Raw genomic sequence first — 20,500 nt, forward strand, 5'->3', positions numbered from 1 at the left:
ATAGCTTGAGTGATAAATGAAGGTGGTACCGCGAAATGCCCTTTCGCCCTTTGTGGGTGAAAGGGTTTTAAAATTCTGTAGAAGGAGTGTGAGGAATGAAAGAGATAGCTAAAACCTACAATCCAAAGGAATTTGAAGATAGAATTTATGCTTTTTGGATGGAAAAAGGATATTTTACTCCTAAAATAGACCCTGAAAAACAGCCATTTACCATTGTTATACCGCCTCCAAACATAACAGGGCAATTGCACATGGGACATGCACTTGATAATACTTTGCAGGACATATTGATAAGATGGAAAAGAATGCAGGGTTATGCAGCTTTGTGGATACCTGGCTCAGACCATGCCAGCATTGCGACGGAGATAAAAGTTTTAGACACGATAAGAGAAGAAACGGGGCTCACAAAGGAAGAAATAGGAAGAGAAGAGTTTTTGAAAAGGGCATGGGCATGGAAGGACAAATACGAAAACCGTATTTTAAGCCAATTAAAAAAGTTGGGTTCTTCTTGTGATTGGATAAGGACACGCTTTACTATGGATGAAGTATGTTCAAGGGCGGTAAGAGAGGTTTTTGTTTCACTCTATGAAAAAGGGCTCATATACAGAGGTGATAGGATAATAAATTGGTGCCCAGACTGCAACACTGCTTTATCTGATGCGGAAGTGGAACATAAAGAGCAAAAAGGGCATTTGTGGTACATCAAATATCCCATAAAAGGGGAAGATGGATATGTAGTTATAGCTACTACAAGGCCAGAGACGATGCTGGGGGATGTAGCAGTTGCTGTAAATCCTGATGATAAAAGGTATAAGGATGTGGTAGGTAAGACTTTGATACTGCCACTTGTGGGAAGGGAGATACCTGTAATTGCTGACAGCTACGTTGATCCTTCATTTGGAACAGGTGCTGTTAAAGTTACACCTGCTCACGACCCAAATGACTTTGAGATGGGGACAAGACACAATCTTCCATTTATCAATATAATGAATGAGAATGCGATAATCAATGAAAATGGGGGAAAATATAAAGGGCTTGATAGATATGAGGCGAGAGAAAAGATAGTAGAAGACCTCAAAAATCTCGGACTACTTCTAAAAGTTGAAGACCACGTTCACAATGTGGGACATTGTTACAGGTGCGATACGGTAGTTGAACCTCTACTTTCCAAGCAGTGGTTTGTAAAAATGGAGCCCTTAGCAAAACCTGCTTTAGAAGTTGTAAAAGAAGGAAAAATTAAGTTTGTCCCTGAAAGATTCGAAAAAATATACACTAATTGGTTAGAAAACATAAAGGATTGGTGTATTTCCAGGCAATTATGGTGGGGACACAGAATTCCTGCCTGGTACTGCGATGACTGTGGTCATATAACTGTATCGCGTAAAGACCCGCAAAAATGTGAAGCGTGCGGAAGCATACACATACATCAAGACGAAGATGTATTAGATACTTGGTTTAGTTCTGCACTTTGGCCTTTCTCTACTATGGGTTGGCCAGAAGAAACAGAAGATTTAAGATATTTCTATCCGACAGATGTACTTGTTACGGGATATGACATAATTTTCTTCTGGGTTGCAAGAATGATTTTTATGAGTTTGGAATTTATGAAAGAAGTGCCATTTAAGCATGTTTTGATACATGGTTTAGTCAGGGATGCTCAAGGTAGAAAAATGAGCAAATCTCTTGGCAATGGAATAGACCCGTTAGAGGTTATTGAAAAGTATGGAGCAGATACTTTAAGGTTTACATTAGTTATAGGAAATGCTCCAGGAAACGATATGAGGTTTAGTCAGGACAAAGTTGAACTCAGCAGAAACTTTGCAAATAAATTGTGGAACGCTTCAAGATATGTGTTGCTGAATTTAACTGATAATGATACTAATCTTTATACAGAGGGGTTAACTATTGCTGATAAGTGGATTTTGACAAGGTATAACAATATAGTAAAAGAAGTGACAGAGAATTTAGAAAAATTTGAGTTAGGAATAGCCGCGACAAAGCTTTATGACTTTGTGTGGAGCAAATTTTGTGATTGGTATATAGAGCTTAGTAAACCTGTGCTATACAGTGATAACCTTGAAGCTAAAAAGGTTACAAAGTCTGTTTTAAGATATGTGCTTGACAATACTTTGAGGCTTTTGCACCCCTTTATGCCTTTTATAACTGAAGAAATATGGCAGAATTTACCTCATGAGGGCGAGAGCATAATGATTGCTGAATGGCCGAAATACAAAGAAGAACTGGATTTCACTGAAGAAGCGAAAAATGCTGAGATTATAATGGAAGCTATTAGGACCATTAGAAATTTAAGAGCAGAAGCAAATGTTTCCCCTTCTAAAAAAGCAAAAGTTATTGTGGCTGTTGAAAATGAAAATTATGTAAAGGTGTTTGAAGTGGGTACAAATTATATAATGAAACTTGCAGGTGCTAGCGAAGTTGTAATTGAAACAGATAAAAGTAAAATTCCTCATAAAGCTTTGAGTGGAGCAATAGAAGGAGGATTGGTGGTACTTCCACTTGAAGATTTAATAGACTTAGAAGAAGAGATAAAGAGGCTTAATGAAGAAAGACAAAAAGTGATAAGCGAAATTGAAAGAGCACAAGGGCTTTTAAATAATGAAAATTTCGTCAAAAAAGCGCCAGAAAAAGTAGTAAATGCAGAAAGAGAGAAATTAGAAAAATACACTGCAATGCTTAAAAACATAGAAGAAAGACTTAAGTTATTAAAGAGTTAACCTCTAGGGGTATTTGTATGTTATCTTTGTTTAAAAGGCCAAAAAAAGAGTCTCACCTGGTTATAAGAGAAGCTAAGATAAAAGATGCGAGGGGGATAATAAAGCTTTTAAGCAGTGTTGGAAGAGAAAAATTGTATATGGTGTCAGAGACATTTAACTGGTCTGAAGAGGAAGAAAAACAGCTTATAAAAAATTTAGACCGCAACAAAGATTTGATTTTGGTGGCAGACTACGGTGGAGAAATCATAGGCTGCCTTACTCTCTTTCGTTATTATGGAGGAAGGTCTCCTAAAGTACAACATGTAGGAGAAATAGGTATAAGTATAGACGCTCGATTTAGGAATGTAGGAATCGGGACAAAATTGTTTACGGAAGCTATTAATTGGGCAAAAAGCAAAGGTTATGAAAAACTTTGCCTCAGTGTTTTTAGTACAAATGAGGTGGCAATACACCTTTATAAAAAATTTGGCTTTGAAGAAGAGGGCAGAAGAAGGCGGCAGTTTAAAATTGGAGATGAGTATGTAGATGAAGTTTTAATGGGATTGTTTTTGTAAAATCAGTCTGTATAGGAGATGAGCTTGAATGAATTATGAAGAGGCGATTAACTACATACACGGTACTTACAAATTTGGCGTAAAATTAGGACTGGAAAATATAAAAAGATTATTAAGTTATATGGGAAATCCTCAAAAAAAACTTAAAATTATCCACGTTGCTGGTACAAATGGAAAAGGCTCTACATCAGCTTTTATAAGCAACATTTTGCAGCAGGCTGGGTACAAAGTAGCTTTATATACTTCGCCTTTCCTGGAAGAATTTGAAGAGAGAATGAGAATAAACGGAGAAAATATTTCCAAGGAAAAGTTGATTTATTATGTTGAATATATAAAGCCTATAATATCTCGCATGGTGGAGGAAGGATACAATCATCCGACGGAATTTGAAGTGGTAACTGCAATTGCTTTTAAATATTTTTATGATGAAAAAGTGGATTTTGTAGTGTTGGAAGTGGGGCTTGGGGGCAGATTTGATGCAACAAATGCTATAGATTCTTCTTTAGTTTCTGTCATAACGACTATTGATTATGACCACACAGACAGATTAGGGCATACTTTAGGAGAAATTGCTTATGAAAAAGCTGGAATCATCAAACAAAATGGAGTTGTCGTAAGTTTTTATCAACATCCTCAAGCGATGAAAGTTATCATGGAAGCATGTGAAGTGAGGAACGCATATTTGACTGTTCTTGAAAAAAGCAATGTGGTTATAAAAGAACAAAATGCAGATTTCCAAGTTTTTGACTATAAAAAACATAAAGATTTAAAAATCACTATACTGGGAGAACATCAGATTTATAATGCTGCTTTGGCGATAGAGGCTGTTAAAAAGTTAGAAATGTATGGATATAAAATAACAGAAGAAGATATAAAAAAAGGGCTTTATAAAGCGAAATGGGCAGGAAGATTGGAAGTCATGAGGAAACAGCCTTATGTGGTGATAGATGGAGCTCATAATCCTCAAGGAATTTCTGTGCTAAAAAATTCTTTAAAGCTATTTAATTACGACAGACTGATTCTTGTGGTAGGGATGCTTAAGGACAAGGACACTCAAAATATGCTTAATATAATTGTGCCAAAGGCGGATGTAATAATAACGACGATGCCAATAAGTGAAAGAGCTTATAGGGCAAGTGAACTTGCACAAAAGATAGATAAAGAAAACGTAATTCCAATTGAAAATATTGAAGAGGCGGTAAAATACGCCTTGGATATAGCTAAGGAAGAGGATATGGTGCTTTTTTGTGGGTCACTCTACATGATAGGTCATGTGAGATCATTACTTAAAAAGGTAATATTTAAGGGAGGGTTTTAATATAATGTAAGGTGTAAAGGACATAATAAGAAGGTGGTTGTTATGGAAATAAATAATACTACGTTGCTACAGGAGATAGATAAGGCACTAAAGGTTATGAAAGAAGCAGAGAGAAATTTGGAGATGATAGAAAATGACAACTACCTTAAGACGAAATTGGCGAGATTAAAATACGATTTTGCAAGGCAGGAGTATATAAGACTTTTGAGAATTGCCAAAGAACAAAAAATAAAGTACAACATGAATGAGCTGATGGAAAAAATAATAGACGCATGATAAAAGCAGTTTTGTTTTATCGAATTATTATAAGAATAATAGCTTATCTCAAAATTATTAATGTAGGCCTTATGTGAGAAATAATTAATTTTATTTCCACATAAGGCAATTTTCATCTTAACATTCATTCTGTTGCTACGCTCTAGCACAAAACTGTATAAAGACAAGTGTATAGTTCTTGTGTAATCATTTTAAATTAAAAACAAACATTAAGCGAAAAAAATTATTAATTAGTATTGACTTTGATTTATAATGAAAGTAAAATTATATTATAAACAATAAATATAAAAAAAGGAGTTGTGATAATATGAGTGATAATTACATTTATTCTGCTGAAAAAGTCATTGATGAACTTTCTCGAAAGCCTGGTTTTGTTGATACGGCTATAAAACGTTGGGAAAAGCGTGATCCAAAATGTGGTTTCGGCTACAAAGGTATTTGTTGTAGGTTGTGTTCTAATGGACCTTGTAGAATAACCCCAACTCAACCAGTAGGAATTTGTGGTGCCACTGCAGATACAATAGTTGCACGCAATCTTTTGAGAGCAATAGCGGCCGGTACTTCTTGTTATGTGCATCATTGTCGCAATGCGGCTAATACATTACTTTCCGTAGCTGAAGGTAAATCTTCTTATACTATTAAAGATGAAGAAAAGCTAAAAAAATATGCTAAAAAAATGGGTATAAATACTAACAAGGATATAAAAAGAATTGCTTATGAATTTGCTACAAGGGTTTTGAATGATCTTTCAAAGCCTTATACGGAAAAGGCTGAACTTGTTGAAAAATTATCTCTACCAGCAAGAGTTTCGACATGGAAAAGTCTTAACATAATGCCTGGTGGGGTGAATGAAGAAATTATTGCAGCTCTTACTAAAACTTCTACCAATTTGAATAGTGACCCTGTTGATATGGCAGTGCATTGTTTAAGACTTGGTATTATAACAGGTATATACGGTCTTGAATTAACTTGTATAATGCAGGATATATTGCTTGGAAGTCCAAAGATTGCTTCAACCTATTCTAATTTTGGTGTTATCGATCAGGGTTATATTAATCTTGCTACTATTGGAGGACATCAACAGGTTGTTTCAAATCGTATTTTGGAAATGGCGAGCAGCAAGGAATGGGTTAAGAAGGCTCAGGAAGCAGGTGCTAAAGGTTTTAAAATATATGGTGTAACCTGTGTTGGTCAGGATTATGAATTGAGATGTGCTTCCGATAAAAACAGTGCGTTTGGTGGATATGTCGGTAATAATTTCACACAAGAATATATTTTGGGTACAGGAGCGATTGACCTTGTATTTTCAGAGTTTAACTGTACTTTACCTGGTATTGAACCAATATGTAAAGAATACTTGGTAAAACAGATATGCCTTGATGATGTAGCCAAAAAAGTAGGGGCAGATCTCTATCAATTCCAGCCTGAAAAAGCTGATGAATATGCCGCTATTACTCTTGATGAAGCTATAAAAGCTTACAAAAATAGGCGCGGAAAGGTTAAAATAGATGTCCCAACTGAGAAAACCCCAGCTATGACAGGATTCACTGAAGACAGTATTAAAGGAGCTTTAGGTGGTTCATGGAAACTTCTCATTGATTTAATAGTTAAAGGCGATATAAAGGGTGTAGCAGGTGTTGTTGGTTGTTCTAATATGGCTGCAAAGGGTCATGGTATATATGGTGTTGAACTAACCAAAGAACTTATCAAAAGAGATATATTAGTGCTTGGCAACGGATGTGTAGGAGGAAATCTAGAAAATGCCGGACTTTACGGATTGGAAAGCATTGAACTGGCAGGTCCTAAGCTTAAAGAAGTATGCCGTAAATTAAACATACCTCCTGTTTTAAATATAGGTCCTTGTCTTTCTATAGGAAGAATTCATATAATAGCAGAGGAAATTGCTGAAGAATTAAAAGTGGATGTTCCCCAAATACCTGTAGTTGCTTCTGCACCACAATGGCTTGAAGAACAGGCTTTAGCCGACGGAACCTTCGGAGTTGTTCTTGGACTTGACCTGCTTTTGGGGACCCCACCGGCTGTAACGGGCAGCAACTTAATAACAGAACTTCTTACATCAAAATTAAAGGATATGGTAGGTGCACGGTTTATAATAGAAGCTGATCCAATTCTCGGAGCCGATGCTATGGAAAGTTCTATAATGGAAAGGCGCAAACTACTCAATATATAATTGAAAAATATGGGAGGAATAAAATATGGATGTCAAAAGCGGCACAAAATATATATTTGCTGATATAAAAAAATGTCTCGGATGCCGTTGCTGCGAACAAGCCTGTGCTGATGCTAATGGAAACCGACCATATTGGGAGCTTTTAGGGTCTGGAATTCCTTTAAGCCCAAATATAAATATTTTATATATTTTTCTACAGGATAAAAATTATCCTGTTATGGCTCAGGCAGTATGCCGACAATGTGAAGATGCTCCTTGTGTTAAAATATGTCCGGTAAAGGCTATAAGTGTAAATCCAGACGGTATAAAAGTAATTGATAAACAGCGTTGTATTGGATGCCACAGTTGCTCAATTGTATGTCCTTTTGGTGCAGTATATATTCCGGATAAACATGCCGTTGCGACAAAGTGTACACTTTGCATAGAAAGAAAAGGTGCGGAAGGGCAACCAGCCTGCGTAGAGGCGTGTCCAAACGGTGCTTTGCAATTAGTTGATACAAAAGAAATTGGACGGGAAAAAGTCAAAAAAATCGTTAGTGACACATTCTCAAATAAATAATAAAACTCCCCATCAAAGGGACTCCCCATAAGGTTTGTCAACAAACTAAAGCGGTCTTTTGACCGCTTAATTTATTGCTCAGGTATTTTGGTTTCTTCGTGAAAATCGCATTTAGAATCTTTAAAGGCAATGCAAAAGCCGCTACAATTATAGATGCATGTAATTGCATTACATTTCTTCATACATTTAAGAGGTATATTTGCTGGCTTTGAAGAGCGCATAAATGCTATTTCTAAATAATTCATAGTAATCGCCCTTTCTAGTTTGATAACTTTATTATAGACATAATTCATTTATCTGTGAAATGCGGGTTTTATTTCACTTATTGAAAAAAGAGAAAGAGTGTGGTAAAATGAATATTGCGTCGGGGCATGGCGCAGCGGTAGCGCGCGCGGTTCGGGACCGTGAGGTCGCAGGTTCAAATCCTGTTGCCCCGACCAGATATAGTAATCATGCAGGTTTTATGACTTATCAACAGGCTAAAAAACGTGTGGTTGCGAAGTAATTAAAATGTTTGAATAATGACAACAATATATCAGAAAGATAAGGCCACCCTAGTGTTAAAATTAACAAGAGGGTGGTCTTTTATAATTTCTTTATCACAAGTATGCCATTTTCCTTAGAAATTTCTAAATCATAAAACTTCCTGCAGGATTCTATAGTTGTTTTTATAAGTTTTTCCTGACCAGTTATTTCGAGTAAATGTATGGATTTAGATAAAGAGTCTTTGTATTCTTCTCTGCCTAGATTGTACTCTGCAATTGCTTTTCTAAAGTATAAAAGCCCCAAGCCACATAAAGTGTTATTTTTTGTACAGGTTTCTATGCCTAGATTTACATAATGTAAAGATTCTTCATAAAGAGAAAGAATATGATAATTATAAGATATGTTGTAATGAATTTTTATTTTTGTTTCCCATTCTTCTGGAGATAAATTTTCTAAACAGAATAAAAGCATTTTAAGGCTTTTTTCTACATTTTCTGTTTTTTTAATAATCAAAGCCATGTTCATTAAGATTCTAATTTCCATATCATTGTAAACAAAATCGGCATAATTAGAAAGAGAAAAATCAGGGATAGTGATTTTCATTGCCTCTTGGAGTTTTTCCATGGCTTTTCCATAATCTTCATTGATTGTTTTTTCAAAAACAGAAATTATATTGGTGAAGATTTTGCAGGATAGATTTATAATAAGGGGTTTGGGCATTTGAATAAAGAGTTAACAGAAAAAAATAGTGCAGCTGTTATGACGTATAAGAATTTGATAATTTTAGTTCAATATTCATCAACAAAAGAAGTGGATATAGGAGTAATGAATGATGTAATGATAGAATTGGAAAAAATATTGAGAAAGTTTTAGTATTAATGAAAGTTAAGTATGTTCCACCTTATAGAAAATGAAGATTTTTTACTAAATTTACGTTATAAATTTTTATTGACGTACGTTTTTATGTACGTTATAATTATCCACAGAGGTGATTTAAATGAAGACAATGCCTGTAACAAAAGTAAGGCAGAACATATATAAAATAATTGAGCAAGTAAGGGAAAACAGCGAACCAATCCAAATAACTTCTAGAAAAGGCAATGCAATTTTGATTGGGGATTTAAAAGGAAAATTTTCAAGAAGGATAAACATACAGCACAGGATAATATACGAAGTTTTGAAAGAAAAAATTGTAAAGGTTTATAAATGAGGATACACTATGAGTGAAAACAGGCAGGCTCAAAGCCGGTCTTTTTTGCATGTGTACTCTTATTTTTCTAACCCCTGGAGAAAGAGTTAAAAAAATAAGAAAAATGCTCAAAATGAAACAAAGAGGACTGCAATCTGAAAATATCACAAGAGGTTTTTTAAGCATGATTGAAAGTAACCGAACCACTATGAGCAGGGAAACGGCCTCTATCATTGCAGAGAAATTTAATAAAAGAGCTCGGGAACTTGGCATTGATTTATTGATTTAAATATAGATAGTGACTACCTTTTAATGACTCCTGCCCAAGAAGCAGAGTATTAAAGTGAATAAAATACATATAATTTACATTTTTTAGTGAGTAACCCCGATTCAAATCGGGTTGAATTTATGTAATTTAATGATATGATGAAAGTGGGAGGAAAATATTAGGGCGGGAAGTGATGGGAGATGAATGGAAGAGAAAAGATTATATTGAATATTTTAATTATGTTGTTGATACTTTGCTCCTACAGTGTAATGGCCTTTGAACAACTGGTTCCTTTAGGTGAAGTAGATCAGATAGTGCTTCATTCGATTGTTTTGCCTAGATAAATTGACAAGCCAGTGGGATGATAAAGGAATGTAGAAAATGTTCTTGTTGCTTTTTGAGGCATGTCATAAACAAAAATTTAAAGCCTTTATCAAGGTGACGGAATTTATTTTAATTTAGAGAATCAATGAAAACGGCTTTAAAACATTCATTAAAGTGTTTTCCAAATCTTTATGTAACAGTTGCTATAAGGTTTTATGACCTTCAAAAATTTTGGACTTATCTGACACAACAGGGTGTGATGCAGTGCAGCATTTCAGCGTGCAGATAATGTTATCAACTAGTTTGTATGCAGACCTATATTATTAAGGAAAACAAGGAGGAGTGAATAATATGTCAACGGTAAGAAAAAGCTTGGTAAAACACATTGTGTGGCTTCTAGCGGTAGCTGTTATTATCTACAGTATTGGAATTAAAAGTAATGTTGTTAAAGCAGTAGACAATGACCTTAAATATCAGGGGGAAATAACGAATTTTATTAAGCAATGGATTGTAAATAATTGGTCCTATTATTATCACGTAAATAATGTAGATGTTGAAATTGCTGATTTTAAAAAGTCTGGAGATAAAGTTGAAGGAATTGCTAAAGTATGTGTTACTAAAGTGTTGAAAGCACAGAAAGTTGGTGAATTACCGTACATCAAAGGAATGTTAAGAAAAATCAACATGGCTGATTATGATGTTCAACTTCAAAAAGAGTATAAAATCAATAAAGTACTGAGTGCTAATAGTGGCGTACTTACAAAAGAAAAAGCACAGAGAGTGGTGAAGATGTTAGATGATAGGTACTCAGAACTCAAAGAATATATTGGGGTTCCGGATGAATCGTATATGATATTAAAATTTGAGGCAGAACTCAGAGGAAGTAATATTGAGGAAAATGCGATAAAGTTATATGCAGAACAGATGAATACGTTTGTGCCGGCAGAGGAATTAATTCCAAAATCTCCTGCAGAATATGAAAATGCAGGATATAAAGAAATGGAGAGTAAATTAATTGAAGAAGGAACTTTTGCAGTAGCAGCTTTATATCCTTATTATGATAGGCTCAAAGCAAGAGATTATGCGAATACTTGGACCTCCAATGCAACTACTTATTGTCCTCATAATATTGCATTACAGGATATTGCTAAGTGGAATAATGCTAAATGGCCATATTATGATTGCTTCTGTCATAATGATTGTGCAGATTATGTTTCGCAAGCACTAAATGCTGGTGGTATACCTGTTGATCCAGGTAAATGGGAAAGATTAAAAGACAGTAGTAATAATTGGGCGTGGACATATGTTCCTGGTTTAAAAAATTATATGCTTAATCAAAAAGGATATTGGAAGAGATCGACATGGGAAAGTGCTGCAGCAGGTGGTGTTATTGTGATTCCAGATTCGCATGTAATGATGATTGTAAAAAACGATACTATTGAGAGGCTATTTAGCGCACATACTAATGATCGTTTAAAGTATCCATATGGAAAAAATACGACGTGGGAATATTATGTACTTTGGGAATAAGTTAGTTTAAGTATAGTAAGTTAGAGACGGGTTTTCTCCAATAAAGTGGGTAGTAAAGAGAAGACCCGTCTCTAATAAAATTTCTAAATTATTCAAACAGAATTAAATTTTAAAAGACAAGGAGTTGAAAGAATGGTAGTAAAAGAGCAAAAATTTAAACAAGTCTTGTCCTTCTTTATAACCTTTGTATTAACTTTTATAATGACCTGCGGTTGTTCTACTGAAGAGAAAAAAGAGAAGGTAAAATTGAATGGAAGTCCTTTTGCAATTCTTGAGGAGGAAGAAGGGGGAGTAAAAGCGAAGCTTTATTATTGGGACCTTGAACATAAGAAAATAAAAAATGAATCAAAAAATATATATACCATTCTTAAAAAAGATGTACCGAAAGAAATTCACAAGAAGTCTCCAATTTCATGGGATGGGAAAGGGCATTTGGTAATTCCCTCATATGCACAAGTTTCTCAGGAGTATCAAGGAAACGTCGAGAAAGTAGAAGTTCCTCTGCAAGAAAAAATAATTTGGGGGAAAGGTGTAAAACTAGTCAGTAAAGGAAAGGGCAAGTACATTTTGGTTTTTACTGAGAATGGTAGGAATAAAGAAATAGAGCTGGTTATTCCTCCACACTTTTTTAAAATGGATGATGGCAAAGAGTACAGCGTAGAGGAGTCAGGTACTATAGCAGGAATTACCAAAAATGGAAATGAGGTATTTATACTGTACTCGTGCTTTATACCAGGTACAGGGAAAATCTATGCAAAACTTTTCATAGCAAAATACGATCTTAAGGCAGAGAAAATAGAATGGGGAGAAGTAAAGATTCCAGAAGATGCAGAATTATCACCGGCGTTACCCCCTTTACCAGACAATACAACTTCTATTGAGAAAAGCTTTTTTATACCTACTCTCACAGTTCCTGCAGAAGTAGATATTGATACTATGAAACTTAAGCCAATCAACAATATTATAGAGTATCAGAAGAAATATGCTTCAGAAACATTGAAATCAGCCATGCCGGTTAATATAGAAATTTTGGGGAGCTATGAAAATATTTTATTTGTAGGCATTCAAATGGTGAAGCCCACCGAGCCTCCAGAACTCTATGTTTTTGCTTTAAGAGATGGGAAAATGATGGGCCTTTTGCACAGGACAGTGAAAGGGATAGAGCTAATAGACCAAGAAAATAAGGTAGTAGGAACATATGACATACCTAGAAACAGTAGTTTCGATGGAGGGAGGGATATAATTTTTCCAAATACAAGTGGAACAAATAGCATGATGGATTGAAAACTTAAAAAATTATTTGGATACCATAGTACTGGCTGTAACTTGAATTTGAGCATTTATGTTTTAAAGACATTTAAACGCGTATATATTCTTGAAAGATTTTATTGATTTTTTAATTTTGCGTGATACAAAACATTGTGTTTTCCATTAGAATCTAAAAATGCTCTTACAGGTTTAGAAATAATAAAAAGCTAGGGTATTTTTACAGTCTGTATAGATTTTGTAGAAATTCACAAGTTCCTTATCACAATCATACCATTTTCTTTAGTGATTTCTAAGTTATAAAGTTTTTTACAGGACTCTATGGTTATTTTTTTAAGCTTATCCTGACCAGTTATTTCAAATATATTTATAGATTTAATGAGGGAATCTTTGTATTCCTCTCTGCCAAGGTTAAGCTCTGCAATTGCTTTTCTGAAGAGTAAAAGTCCTAAGCCGCTTAAGGTATTATTTTTTACACAGGTTTCTATGCCTAGATTAGCGTAATAGAGTGACTTTTCGTAAATGGATAAAAGGTGATAAGTATATGAGATATTATAGTAAACTTTTATTTTAATTTCCCATTCTTCCTCTGACAACGCCTCAAGGCAGAAGAGCAACATTTCAAGGCCTTGCTGGCGTTTTTCCGTTTTTTCAAATACAAATATTAAAGCTATGTTCATTAAAATTCTGACTTCTAAGTCACTGTACACAAAATTAGCGTAGTTGTAAACAGAAAAATCAGGTATAGTTACTTTCATTGCTTTTTCAAGCTTTATTAAAGATGTGTGTGGGTCTTTATTTACTGCTTTTTCATAAATAGATTCGGAAAGAAGCAGAAGTTGGCGCAAAAATTTTGCATAATAAGGGCTCATTTTTTCTTCTTCAAGAGTTTTTAATTTTTCCATGTCTTCTTTTAACCCTTCAAAGTCTCCACTTTCAAGTTTATTCTCAATAGAGTTTTTTATTTTACAAAAAGTAGAGTAATCTTTAACTCTGTATTTGAGCAACACTTCATTTAGGTCTTTTTTGTAAAAATGAGAAAGCAAATCCAGGGTTTCCTGTTTGGGCATTACCTTGCCATTTTCAATTTTTCTTAAAGTATCTATGTTTATAAATGCTTGTTCAGCAACTTCGTTTTGAGTAAGCCTCAAGGACTTTCTTATGTTTTTCAATTCTTTCCCAAAGCCTTCCAGGTCGTAATAGAATCCATCCATTTTTTAACACCCCATGCAGATTCAAATCGGCTTGCAATTGTTTCCTTTACCATGTATTATATAATTAAGGAAGAGATATGTAAAGGGGGGATAGAATGAAAAAGAAATTGATGGTTATTTTCTTTATTGTCAATATCATATTTACATCTTTTCAATTCGCGTTTTCTCTAAATAGCGCATTAGCAGTGCCTTTTGATGAAAGCTTACCAAGTACGAAAGATGATAGAATTATATTGAAATCTCAAATAATTATTCCGACTCAATTAGGTTCTGACAGGGGAATAGGAGTAGAATATATAGCTCCAGATTACGGAACTGTAAAAATAGAAGATGTTTTAACAAAAGAAGCAGGATATTTTAATGGAACTCCAAGGAAAAGTTTTACCAACTTTGAAACTTTTAAATATGCTTCAATATTAATAATTAAGGCAGTGCCTGGTATTGGGGATATATTTAGAAGAGGAGAAGAAATTTATAATGCGCTAAAGGCTGTTTATACGGATTTGTCGAATATTGACCCTTATAAAAAGGTCGAAGCTGAAACGAAGTATACATATAGAGACTTTTATCACGATCTTTATGTCTGGGATTATAGCAAGACCTGGAAATATGTTGGTTATAGTTTAAGCAGATATTATTATAAGTATTATGGCATATGGTATTTCGATACAAAAATCGGAGAGTTTAGACATAAAGATGAACATTACACTCATCAAAATGGCTATCCTCCGGAGGTTATAGCAAAAGCTCCAAACTATATGAAATACAATATATTGAGTCAATTGGCATATGAAGCATGGAGGATGGGGAGAACGTATTATGAAACATATTAAGAAGATGATTTTTTTTCATATTCTTTTCTCCTTTTTATTTTTAACTGGATGCAGATATTTTGCCACTCCTTTTCTCCCAAGTGTTGATTTTGTAATAGAAAGAATAAATTCAGGGGAAAGCGAAATAGATTATGAAAAATACGTAAAAATCGAAATGTATAAATCTCGATTGCTTTTCGATCATACCACAGAGGAAGGTGGTCCAGATAATGAGTTATGCACTCTAATATACGGATTTAGAATATACAATATTTCCAATGAACCGATAAAATTAAACTATAAAAAATTTGTTCCTCCGGAATTAACTAAAATAATTATAGCTGGGATAGTGGATGAATTCTACCCTCCTCATAGATACTTGGAGTTGAACCCGGGAGAAAGAATATTTGATGAAGGAGGAGTATTGATGAAGCATTATAATAAACTTTCAGAAAAAGAAAAGGAGATATTCAATAAATATAAAGATACCCTTTATTTCGAGTTAAGGATCAATGGGAAGAGGGCTTATGTTAAAGTTTCTGCAGAATAAGTTAAATGTCACCTTCAGTGCATGATTGAACCAAGAGAAATGAAAAAATTGACCACCCCGTGGTGAAATACCCCTCCGATACTAGTTAGAAGATCTAGGGGAAATAAGTGATATGGAGTAGATATACGCCAAGCCCGAGTTCCTTTTAATCAACAAAATAAACTACTTCACACTTGACGGCATTGGTTCAAACTTTTTTCCAGCTAATAAGTGCCCGGCATGAAAAGGGGAGTACAATACTACCAGCAACGAAGGCTTTTGTAGCGTCAAACAAGAATATTAAGATTTCCTAAAAAATGGAGATCGCAGGTAGTAGTTGGCAAATTACAAGGAACAAAAGTAGCTGATCAATGGAAGTTATAGAGAATAATAAAGGAACTTTAACGAAAAAAGCGCACTTTACCCTTGCGGTAAAAAGACTGCTTTTAAATTCAGTCTAGTTTACCGTATAAACCTTAGAATCAGTTTGGCCCAACTATAGACCTTTTTACCATACTTATCTTTAATGGATACAAGCGCTTTACCGTTAAAAACCTTATGAGGCTTTAAGTAATCGTAGTATAGCTGATACAGCAAGGCATGGGCTATACAGCACCTTCAAAAGAACTAAAAGACTTATGGCGCTTGTAATGGGCCTTGTATGAACCGAAAAAAACTAAGCGGCATGGACTGCCACATCTCAAACCATCGCAAGCAGTAAAGCAGAAACAGTCTGTCTCAAAGAAAGCCCAAGACAATAAGTGAAGCGACTTTTAGCAAGGTTACAAGTAAAATTTTTTCTGGTTTTATCTTTGCTAAGAGCATAGCCGTAGAAAGGGCAGCGATAAGTAGGATGAAACTTTTTAGGTGCAGGCCTACCCGGAGCCCATTGGTGTTTACACACTTTACACTGGAGCTTTTGGAAGCCTTCAAGATCTTTACCGAAGCTATACAGGTAATCGGCAGGAGCGCCACAAACTGGGCACTTATCGATATCTACACTAAGTGGTTTTATACGTCTGACGGGAGAAATAGGCTTACCCTGTGCTTCAGCGTCAGCGAGGATTTTCCTGTAATCTTTTTTCTCCACAACGGGCAAAGGGTCCTTTAGAGGAGATAAGATTTTGTAATTTGCAGGTTGAAGGTCAGCAGGTGGTTTGATATCGACTTTAAAATGTTTAGCAGTGAAAAGGAAGAGTTTCAGTAAAAAATTTAATAAATGAGCGAAGAGGAAAACGGGTAGTGGTTGTCGAAACATTAGGTTGATGGTGATTGTTTTTGGCAACTACTACCTACGACACCAAGGGGAGGGAATCCTCCTTTTTCTCGAAAAAATTTTTATTCCAATGTTTTGGAGACTATAGATATGCGAATTTAAGGCTTTAATTTGACGTTACATGATGAAAATGGGGAGGTCAAAAAGTGAAAAATGTTAAAGTTATTTTGATAATTTTAATAATAGGTTTATTATGGGGCGGTGTATAAAAGGCGGTTCATGGCCTGGAGAAGCTTTGGGAAGGATGTTTATTACATTTCCTGTTTTTGGATGGTTTGCATTAATTGTCTTTACACTTTTAGGAGGAATTATTTTTGTTGCTCTACTTAGTTTAATTTCAAACTGGATGGCATATTTAATAGTGAAGCTTGCAAAAACAAAAATAAAGCCTTTTAATAAAGTTGCAACTCTTAAGAAAATTATAATGGTTGGTTTGTTATGGGGAATAACAGGAATTTTTGCTAGGGCTAGTATTGGGGATTTCCGTGGAGGATTTACATCTGAGAGTATTGGTGAAGAATTAATTAAATATGGTGGTTTTACTTGGCCTATGAGCCATGTAATTGGAACAATTATTCCAATATTATGGCCACCTGCAGGGGTGAGAGGCAGAATTATGTTACATGACTTTTTTACAGTACCCCTGAGGCACATTTCTCGCTTACCTTACTCAGTAGGGATAGATTTAGCTATATGGACGATTGGGCTGATAAGTTGGATAGTAATGGGGGGCAGAGGGCCAGGAGAAGCAATAGGGAAAATGTTTATTGCATATCCTTGCTTTGGAGTATTTGTATTTGTTATCTTTGTACTTTTGGGAGGAATCATAACTGCGGGATTGTTCTATTTAATAATGTGTGGAGTAGGTTATTTATTAAAAAAGCTGTCTAAAGCTACAGAATAAAATTTTAAAGAAAAAAACAACAAGCAAAGCACAACCATAGATGAAAATAAATTTTCAAGTTGCAAAAAATTCGCTTTTTGTTAAACTAAAATTAATAAGGAGAAAGGTTGATTTAGTTTTGATGGATTAATACCTTGGAAATTAACCTAATCTGATTACCTTTGAGCACAGCCAATTGTCGCCCCATATTGACTAATATGGGAACAGCACAGGTGTTAAGTTTCTTATTTTTCTCAGGTAATCAGCCCTGTAATAAATTTAACAGGAGTGAAGAAAATGGCGGATTTACTAGAAGTTTGCTGTGGATTAGGTGTTCACAAAGAAACAATAGCGGCTTGTTTGCTTAAAGGCTCTGTCAATGATGAAAAGCCGGAAAAACGATAAGATTTTCCACTTTATTAAAAAACCTTGAAAAATTAAAAACGATTGGTACGATTGCCTGGCTGAACGTAACAAGAATAAAGACTTATCAGTAAAACTTACAAAGTATACATAAAAGAAAATGAAAATGGCGTGATAAATGTAGTTAAAAGCTTTTTTAAGCGAAGGCACAAGTACATACAAGCAGTAAAGGACATTTCTTTTACTGTAAATCAAGGAGAAATACTTGGACTGATTGGTTTAAACGGTGCGGGGAAAACTACTACTATTAAACTGGTATCTGGAATTATTAAAGCAGATGAAGGTATTATAAGAGTACTGGGAGAAGACCCCTTTTTACGAAGCAAAGATTACAGGTTAAAAGAATGGTGATTTGATATAGCAGACAAAGGAAGCTAAAAAGTTTCCCAAAGGCATTCCTCTGCATATTATGAAACTATACTGGTATGTGGAGGGATGCCTTTTGTATTTATATGTAGCTAGTATGGGAGAAGATTTTGTTGATCGGATTGATTTGGAAAAACACTCAAGAGATTCTGTTAGAATAAAGTCTTATAACAATAAACATCTTCCATTAAATATCTATTCTAAATACCTCTGTGGACCTCATAGGTTGATTTTAGATGAAAATAGAAAGAAAATTTACACTCTAAACTGTTATGATAATTCAATCAGCGTAATAGATAAAGAAAAGTTTGAATTTGAAGGATCGTGGTATGTAGGGCTTTACCCTGTTTATGGAGTTTTGTATAATGGCAATATCTTTATTGTAAATGCAGATTCTAATTCTGTTACTGTTTTCGATATAGAGGGAAAGAGAGTTATAGGGCAGTTTAAAGTGGGGAACTACCCGCAAAAAATAATCTACAACAGCAAGTATAATCTGTTTTTTGTAAGCAATATGATTTCAGGAGATATTTTATTAATTGAACCGGAGAATTATACAATTTTGGATTTCATAATAACAGGACCTAATCCTACAGACATAATTTTTTCGGAAGATGAAGAGTATCTTTATGTAGCAAATAGCTATTTTGACTCCGGAGAGAATGGTAAAATTTCTATAATAGATTTAAGAGACTTTAAAATTGTGAAAGAGATAAATGCAGGAAAAGTCCCTATAAAAATTTACAAGGAGAATGATTTTCTGTACATCTTAAGTAGTTATTCAAATACCTTTTGCCGGGTTAGTCTTATTACAAAAGATAAAGAAGAAGTATACTGTGGGGAGGCTCCTTCAGATTTTTGTTTATATGACAACTACGCCTATGTAACTTATCTAGGAGACAATAAAATTTTTATTTTTGATTTATCAAATATGGAAAAGGTAGGGACTATAAAGACAAGAAAAGAGCCCCAAGGCCTTGTTATTGACCCGTGAGGACTTTTATTATGTATGCATATACGTCTTGAGATTTTTGTTTCCAATTATCGCAGATAAGTTTTGCCTGCTCGCTGTTTACTACATTTATATTTAGCTCAATCAAAACTATATCATTTTCTACGACTTTGCAATTAGCTATATATTGATTTTCGTCTTTTTTGTAATAAGTGGCTATATATTGAGATTCCTGTTTTATTTTTTCTTTGTTTAAAAGGATGTATTCGTCTATTTTTTGCCGTGTTTCAAAGGGGATTCTTGTGAAAAATAGTTTTAAAATGTTTATACCTTCTTCCGTAATAAAATATTTTTCTTCTTCTAATTTTATAAAGCCAGTTTCTATTAACTCGTCAAGGTATTGTCTTAAATAGAAATAGTTCATAAGTTTGTTATCTAAGATAATTTTGCTTATTTGCTCGTCTGTAATAGGCATATTTATTCTGTTTAAGATGTATAGTATAATTAACTTGTTTTCTGCTAATTCTTGTATTTCGTACGCCAAGTTACCACCTCGCATTATTACTACATGTGGTATATTTAAATTAATTCTATCACAAAATATACAATAATAAAAGAGAGTACACGAAATACTCTCTCAGTTTGTTGACAAAGTTAAAAAATATTCAAAGGAGATATTTTGCATCGTCGCTCCGATGTTCCAAAGCGACAAAACTAAAGCTCGACCTTCGGGCTCCGGCAGGGTACCGGGCACAATCGGCCTCCTTGCCTCAGGTGCCCGCCTTCGCCATCCATGGCTTCGGCCCTGCCTCCACCCTCGGTCTTGCTAAGTTTTGTTACCGCTTTGTAACAAGTCGCTCCTTATGCAAAATATCTCCTTTACGAAAGTTTGTCTACAGTCTGAGAGAGTATACGAAATACTCTCTTTTTCTCTTTCTATCTTTGCATGTATTCTGATTCGCTCCCTGCAGCACCTTGTGGGCCGCCTTGTGCAGGAGTAGAACCATATATACTAATGCCTCTTGCCATGGCAGATTCAGCAAAATGAACCATTCGTCTTAACATTTGTCCTCCTACTTTGCCGCAATCTCTACTACTTATATATCCCCAATAATCTTCAGAACCTTGCTTAACTGGAAGGCCAAGTTCTGATGCGATTTCGTATTTCATATTATCAAGGGCTTTGTGAGCCTCTGGTACCATTTTTGGACGATCGTTCCAACTACCTCTTGCCATTTAAATCCCTCCTTATTCTTTCTCATACTTAATTTGTGTAGGTGGATAAAAAATATACTTTGAAAAATTTTAAAAAAATATATTTTGTTGTGCTAAAATATTTATATGCAAAA

General features: G+C 34.6%; 17 protein-coding genes, 1 tRNA gene, 5 pseudogenes and 1 other annotated feature (1 of these 24 cut by a window edge). Of the genes and pseudogenes, 18 read left to right on the forward strand and 5 right to left on the reverse strand.

The features are described 5' to 3' along the window. Positions 1-54, forward strand: a binding site (T-box leader) (it extends 148 nt beyond the left edge of the window). Positions 55-95: 41 nt separating this feature from the next. From TKV_RS03855 to TKV_RS03885, 7 genes are all read left to right on the forward strand, one after another. Then, positions 96-2,735 (forward strand): valine--tRNA ligase, encoded by a 2,640-nt coding sequence (locus TKV_RS03855; protein ID WP_049684814.1) that lies wholly within the window; start codon positions 96-98, stop codon positions 2,733-2,735. A gap of 17 nt (positions 2,736-2,752) precedes the next feature. After that, positions 2,753-3,289 (forward strand): GNAT family N-acetyltransferase, encoded by a 537-nt coding sequence (locus TKV_RS03860; RefSeq protein WP_049684815.1) that lies wholly within the window; start codon positions 2,753-2,755, stop codon positions 3,287-3,289. Between the two features lie 28 nt (positions 3,290-3,317). Beyond that, a complete protein-coding gene (locus tag TKV_RS03865; protein WP_049684816.1) occupies positions 3,318-4,607 on the forward strand; it encodes a bifunctional folylpolyglutamate synthase/dihydrofolate synthase in 1,290 nt (429 codons plus the stop codon). Between the two features lie 42 nt (positions 4,608-4,649). After that, complete coding sequence (locus TKV_RS03870; protein ID WP_049684817.1) at positions 4,650-4,883, forward strand: hypothetical protein; 234 nt, start codon at positions 4,650-4,652, stop codon at positions 4,881-4,883. 307 nt (positions 4,884-5,190) lie between these two features. Next, positions 5,191-7,074: an anaerobic carbon-monoxide dehydrogenase catalytic subunit gene (gene cooS / locus TKV_RS03875; protein WP_049684818.1), complete on the forward strand. Its 1,884-nt coding sequence runs from the start codon at positions 5,191-5,193 to the stop codon at positions 7,072-7,074. Positions 7,075-7,099: 25 nt separating this feature from the next. Beyond that, positions 7,100-7,633: a 4Fe-4S dicluster domain-containing protein gene (locus TKV_RS03880; protein WP_049684819.1), complete on the forward strand. Its 534-nt coding sequence runs from the start codon at positions 7,100-7,102 to the stop codon at positions 7,631-7,633. Between the two features lie 365 nt (positions 7,634-7,998). Continuing rightward, a tRNA-Pro gene (locus TKV_RS03885) sits at positions 7,999-8,073 on the forward strand. Between the two features lie 145 nt (positions 8,074-8,218). Here the strand turns inward: TKV_RS03885 and TKV_RS03890 are convergent. Continuing rightward, positions 8,219-8,785, reverse strand: a pseudogene (locus TKV_RS03890) (transcriptional regulator); the annotation flags it as partial. Positions 8,786-8,839: 54 nt separating this feature from the next. Between TKV_RS03890 and TKV_RS12745 the strand changes: the two are divergent. The 5 genes and pseudogenes from TKV_RS12745 (at position 8,840) to TKV_RS03915 (ending at position 12,714) form a co-directional block, all read left to right on the forward strand. Then, complete coding sequence (locus TKV_RS12745; protein ID WP_175574658.1) at positions 8,840-8,992, forward strand: hypothetical protein; 153 nt, start codon at positions 8,840-8,842, stop codon at positions 8,990-8,992. A gap of 124 nt (positions 8,993-9,116) precedes the next feature. After that, positions 9,117-9,329: a type II toxin-antitoxin system Phd/YefM family antitoxin gene (locus TKV_RS03900; protein ID WP_049684820.1), complete on the forward strand. Its 213-nt coding sequence runs from the start codon at positions 9,117-9,119 to the stop codon at positions 9,327-9,329. Between the two features lie 49 nt (positions 9,330-9,378). After that, positions 9,379-9,647 (forward strand): annotated as a pseudogene (locus tag TKV_RS03905) (helix-turn-helix domain-containing protein); the annotation flags it as partial. A gap of 604 nt (positions 9,648-10,251) precedes the next feature. After that, on the forward strand, positions 10,252-11,430 hold the full coding sequence (locus tag TKV_RS03910) for an amidase domain-containing protein (protein ID WP_049684822.1): 1,179 nt from the start codon (positions 10,252-10,254) through the stop codon (positions 11,428-11,430). 132 nt (positions 11,431-11,562) lie between these two features. Continuing rightward, positions 11,563-12,714, forward strand: a complete 1,152-nt coding sequence (locus TKV_RS03915; RefSeq protein ID WP_049684823.1) for a hypothetical protein — start codon at positions 11,563-11,565, stop codon at positions 12,712-12,714. A gap of 230 nt (positions 12,715-12,944) precedes the next feature. On the opposite strand, the gene TKV_RS03920 is transcribed toward TKV_RS03915, so the two are convergent. Beyond that, positions 12,945-13,910 carry a helix-turn-helix domain-containing protein gene (locus TKV_RS03920; protein ID WP_049684824.1) on the reverse strand — a complete coding sequence of 322 codons (966 nt, stop codon included), beginning with the start codon at positions 13,908-13,910 and terminating at the stop codon, positions 12,945-12,947. 95 nt (positions 13,911-14,005) lie between these two features. Between TKV_RS03920 and TKV_RS03925 the strand changes: the two genes are divergently transcribed. Further along, positions 14,006-14,743: a hypothetical protein gene (locus TKV_RS03925; protein WP_049684825.1), complete on the forward strand. Its 738-nt coding sequence runs from the start codon at positions 14,006-14,008 to the stop codon at positions 14,741-14,743. Beyond that, positions 14,730-15,272: a hypothetical protein gene (locus tag TKV_RS03930; RefSeq protein WP_049684826.1), complete on the forward strand. Its 543-nt coding sequence runs from the start codon at positions 14,730-14,732 to the stop codon at positions 15,270-15,272. The genes TKV_RS03925 and TKV_RS03930 overlap by 14 nt, the downstream gene beginning before the upstream one ends. 441 nt (positions 15,273-15,713) lie before the next feature. On the opposite strand, the pseudogene TKV_RS03935 reads toward TKV_RS03930, so the two are convergent. Then, a pseudogene (locus TKV_RS03935) lies at positions 15,714-16,509 on the reverse strand (hypothetical protein). Positions 16,510-16,720: 211 nt separating this feature from the next. Here TKV_RS03935 and TKV_RS03940 point away from each other — a divergent pair. The 4 genes and pseudogenes from TKV_RS03940 to TKV_RS03950 all read left to right on the forward strand — a co-directional run bounded on the left by TKV_RS03940 (position 16,721) and on the right by TKV_RS03950 (position 19,193). Next, a complete protein-coding gene (locus tag TKV_RS03940; protein WP_049684828.1) occupies positions 16,721-17,431 on the forward strand; it encodes a hypothetical protein in 711 nt (236 codons plus the stop codon). A gap of 276 nt (positions 17,432-17,707) precedes the next feature. Further along, a pseudogene (locus TKV_RS14115) lies at positions 17,708-17,877 on the forward strand (IS110 family transposase); the annotation flags it as partial. Positions 17,878-17,899: 22 nt separating this feature from the next. After that, a pseudogene (locus TKV_RS03945) lies at positions 17,900-18,175 on the forward strand (ATP-binding cassette domain-containing protein); the annotation flags it as partial. Between the two features lie 100 nt (positions 18,176-18,275). After that, the gene (locus tag TKV_RS03950; RefSeq protein ID WP_049684830.1) at positions 18,276-19,193 is read left to right on the forward strand and encodes a YncE family protein; all 918 of its coding nucleotides are present in this window, start codon (positions 18,276-18,278) and stop codon (positions 19,191-19,193) included. Here TKV_RS03950 and TKV_RS03955 read toward each other — a convergent pair. After that, a complete protein-coding gene (locus TKV_RS03955) occupies positions 19,180-19,695 on the reverse strand; it encodes a DUF4364 family protein (RefSeq protein ID WP_003867000.1) in 516 nt (171 codons plus the stop codon). The genes TKV_RS03950 and TKV_RS03955 overlap by 14 nt on opposite strands. A gap of 392 nt (positions 19,696-20,087) precedes the next feature. Beyond that, a complete protein-coding gene (locus TKV_RS03960; RefSeq protein ID WP_003866999.1) occupies positions 20,088-20,387 on the reverse strand; it encodes an alpha/beta-type small acid-soluble spore protein in 300 nt (99 codons plus the stop codon). Between the last annotated feature and the right edge of the window lie 113 nt (positions 20,388-20,500).

The sequence above is a fragment of the Thermoanaerobacter kivui genome (assembly GCF_000763575.1).
Classification (GTDB): domain Bacteria; phylum Bacillota; class Thermoanaerobacteria; order Thermoanaerobacterales; family Thermoanaerobacteraceae; genus Thermoanaerobacter; species Thermoanaerobacter kivui.

Excerpts from the sequence above, each read along its gene's own strand:
- TKV_RS03880 (WP_049684819.1), top strand. The coding sequence starts at position 7,100 with ATGGATGTCAAAAGCGGCACAAAATATATATTTGCTGATATAAAAAAA.
- TKV_RS03865 (WP_049684816.1), top strand. The coding sequence starts at position 3,318 with ATGAATTATGAAGAGGCGATTAACTACATACACGGTACTTACAAATTT.
- cooS (WP_049684818.1), top strand. The coding sequence starts at position 5,191 with ATGAGTGATAATTACATTTATTCTGCTGAAAAAGTCATTGATGAACTT.
- TKV_RS03855 (WP_049684814.1), top strand. The coding sequence starts at position 96 with ATGAAAGAGATAGCTAAAACCTACAATCCAAAGGAATTTGAAGATAGA.
- TKV_RS03930 (WP_049684826.1), top strand. The coding sequence starts at position 14,730 with ATGAAACATATTAAGAAGATGATTTTTTTTCATATTCTTTTCTCCTTT.
- TKV_RS03860 (WP_049684815.1), top strand. The coding sequence starts at position 2,753 with ATGTTATCTTTGTTTAAAAGGCCAAAAAAAGAGTCTCACCTGGTTATA.
- TKV_RS03925 (WP_049684825.1), top strand. The coding sequence starts at position 14,006 with ATGAAAAAGAAATTGATGGTTATTTTCTTTATTGTCAATATCATATTT.
- TKV_RS03915 (WP_049684823.1), top strand. The coding sequence starts at position 11,563 with ATGGTAGTAAAAGAGCAAAAATTTAAACAAGTCTTGTCCTTCTTTATA.
- TKV_RS03920 (WP_049684824.1), bottom strand. The coding sequence starts at position 13,910 with ATGGATGGATTCTATTACGACCTGGAAGGCTTTGGGAAAGAATTGAAA.
- TKV_RS03960 (WP_003866999.1), bottom strand. The coding sequence starts at position 20,387 with ATGGCAAGAGGTAGTTGGAACGATCGTCCAAAAATGGTACCAGAGGCT.
- TKV_RS03940 (WP_049684828.1), top strand. The coding sequence starts at position 16,721 with ATGGGGCGGTGTATAAAAGGCGGTTCATGGCCTGGAGAAGCTTTGGGA.
- TKV_RS03900 (WP_049684820.1), top strand. The coding sequence starts at position 9,117 with ATGAAGACAATGCCTGTAACAAAAGTAAGGCAGAACATATATAAAATA.
- TKV_RS03870 (WP_049684817.1), top strand. The coding sequence starts at position 4,650 with ATGGAAATAAATAATACTACGTTGCTACAGGAGATAGATAAGGCACTA.
- TKV_RS03910 (WP_049684822.1), top strand. The coding sequence starts at position 10,252 with ATGTCAACGGTAAGAAAAAGCTTGGTAAAACACATTGTGTGGCTTCTA.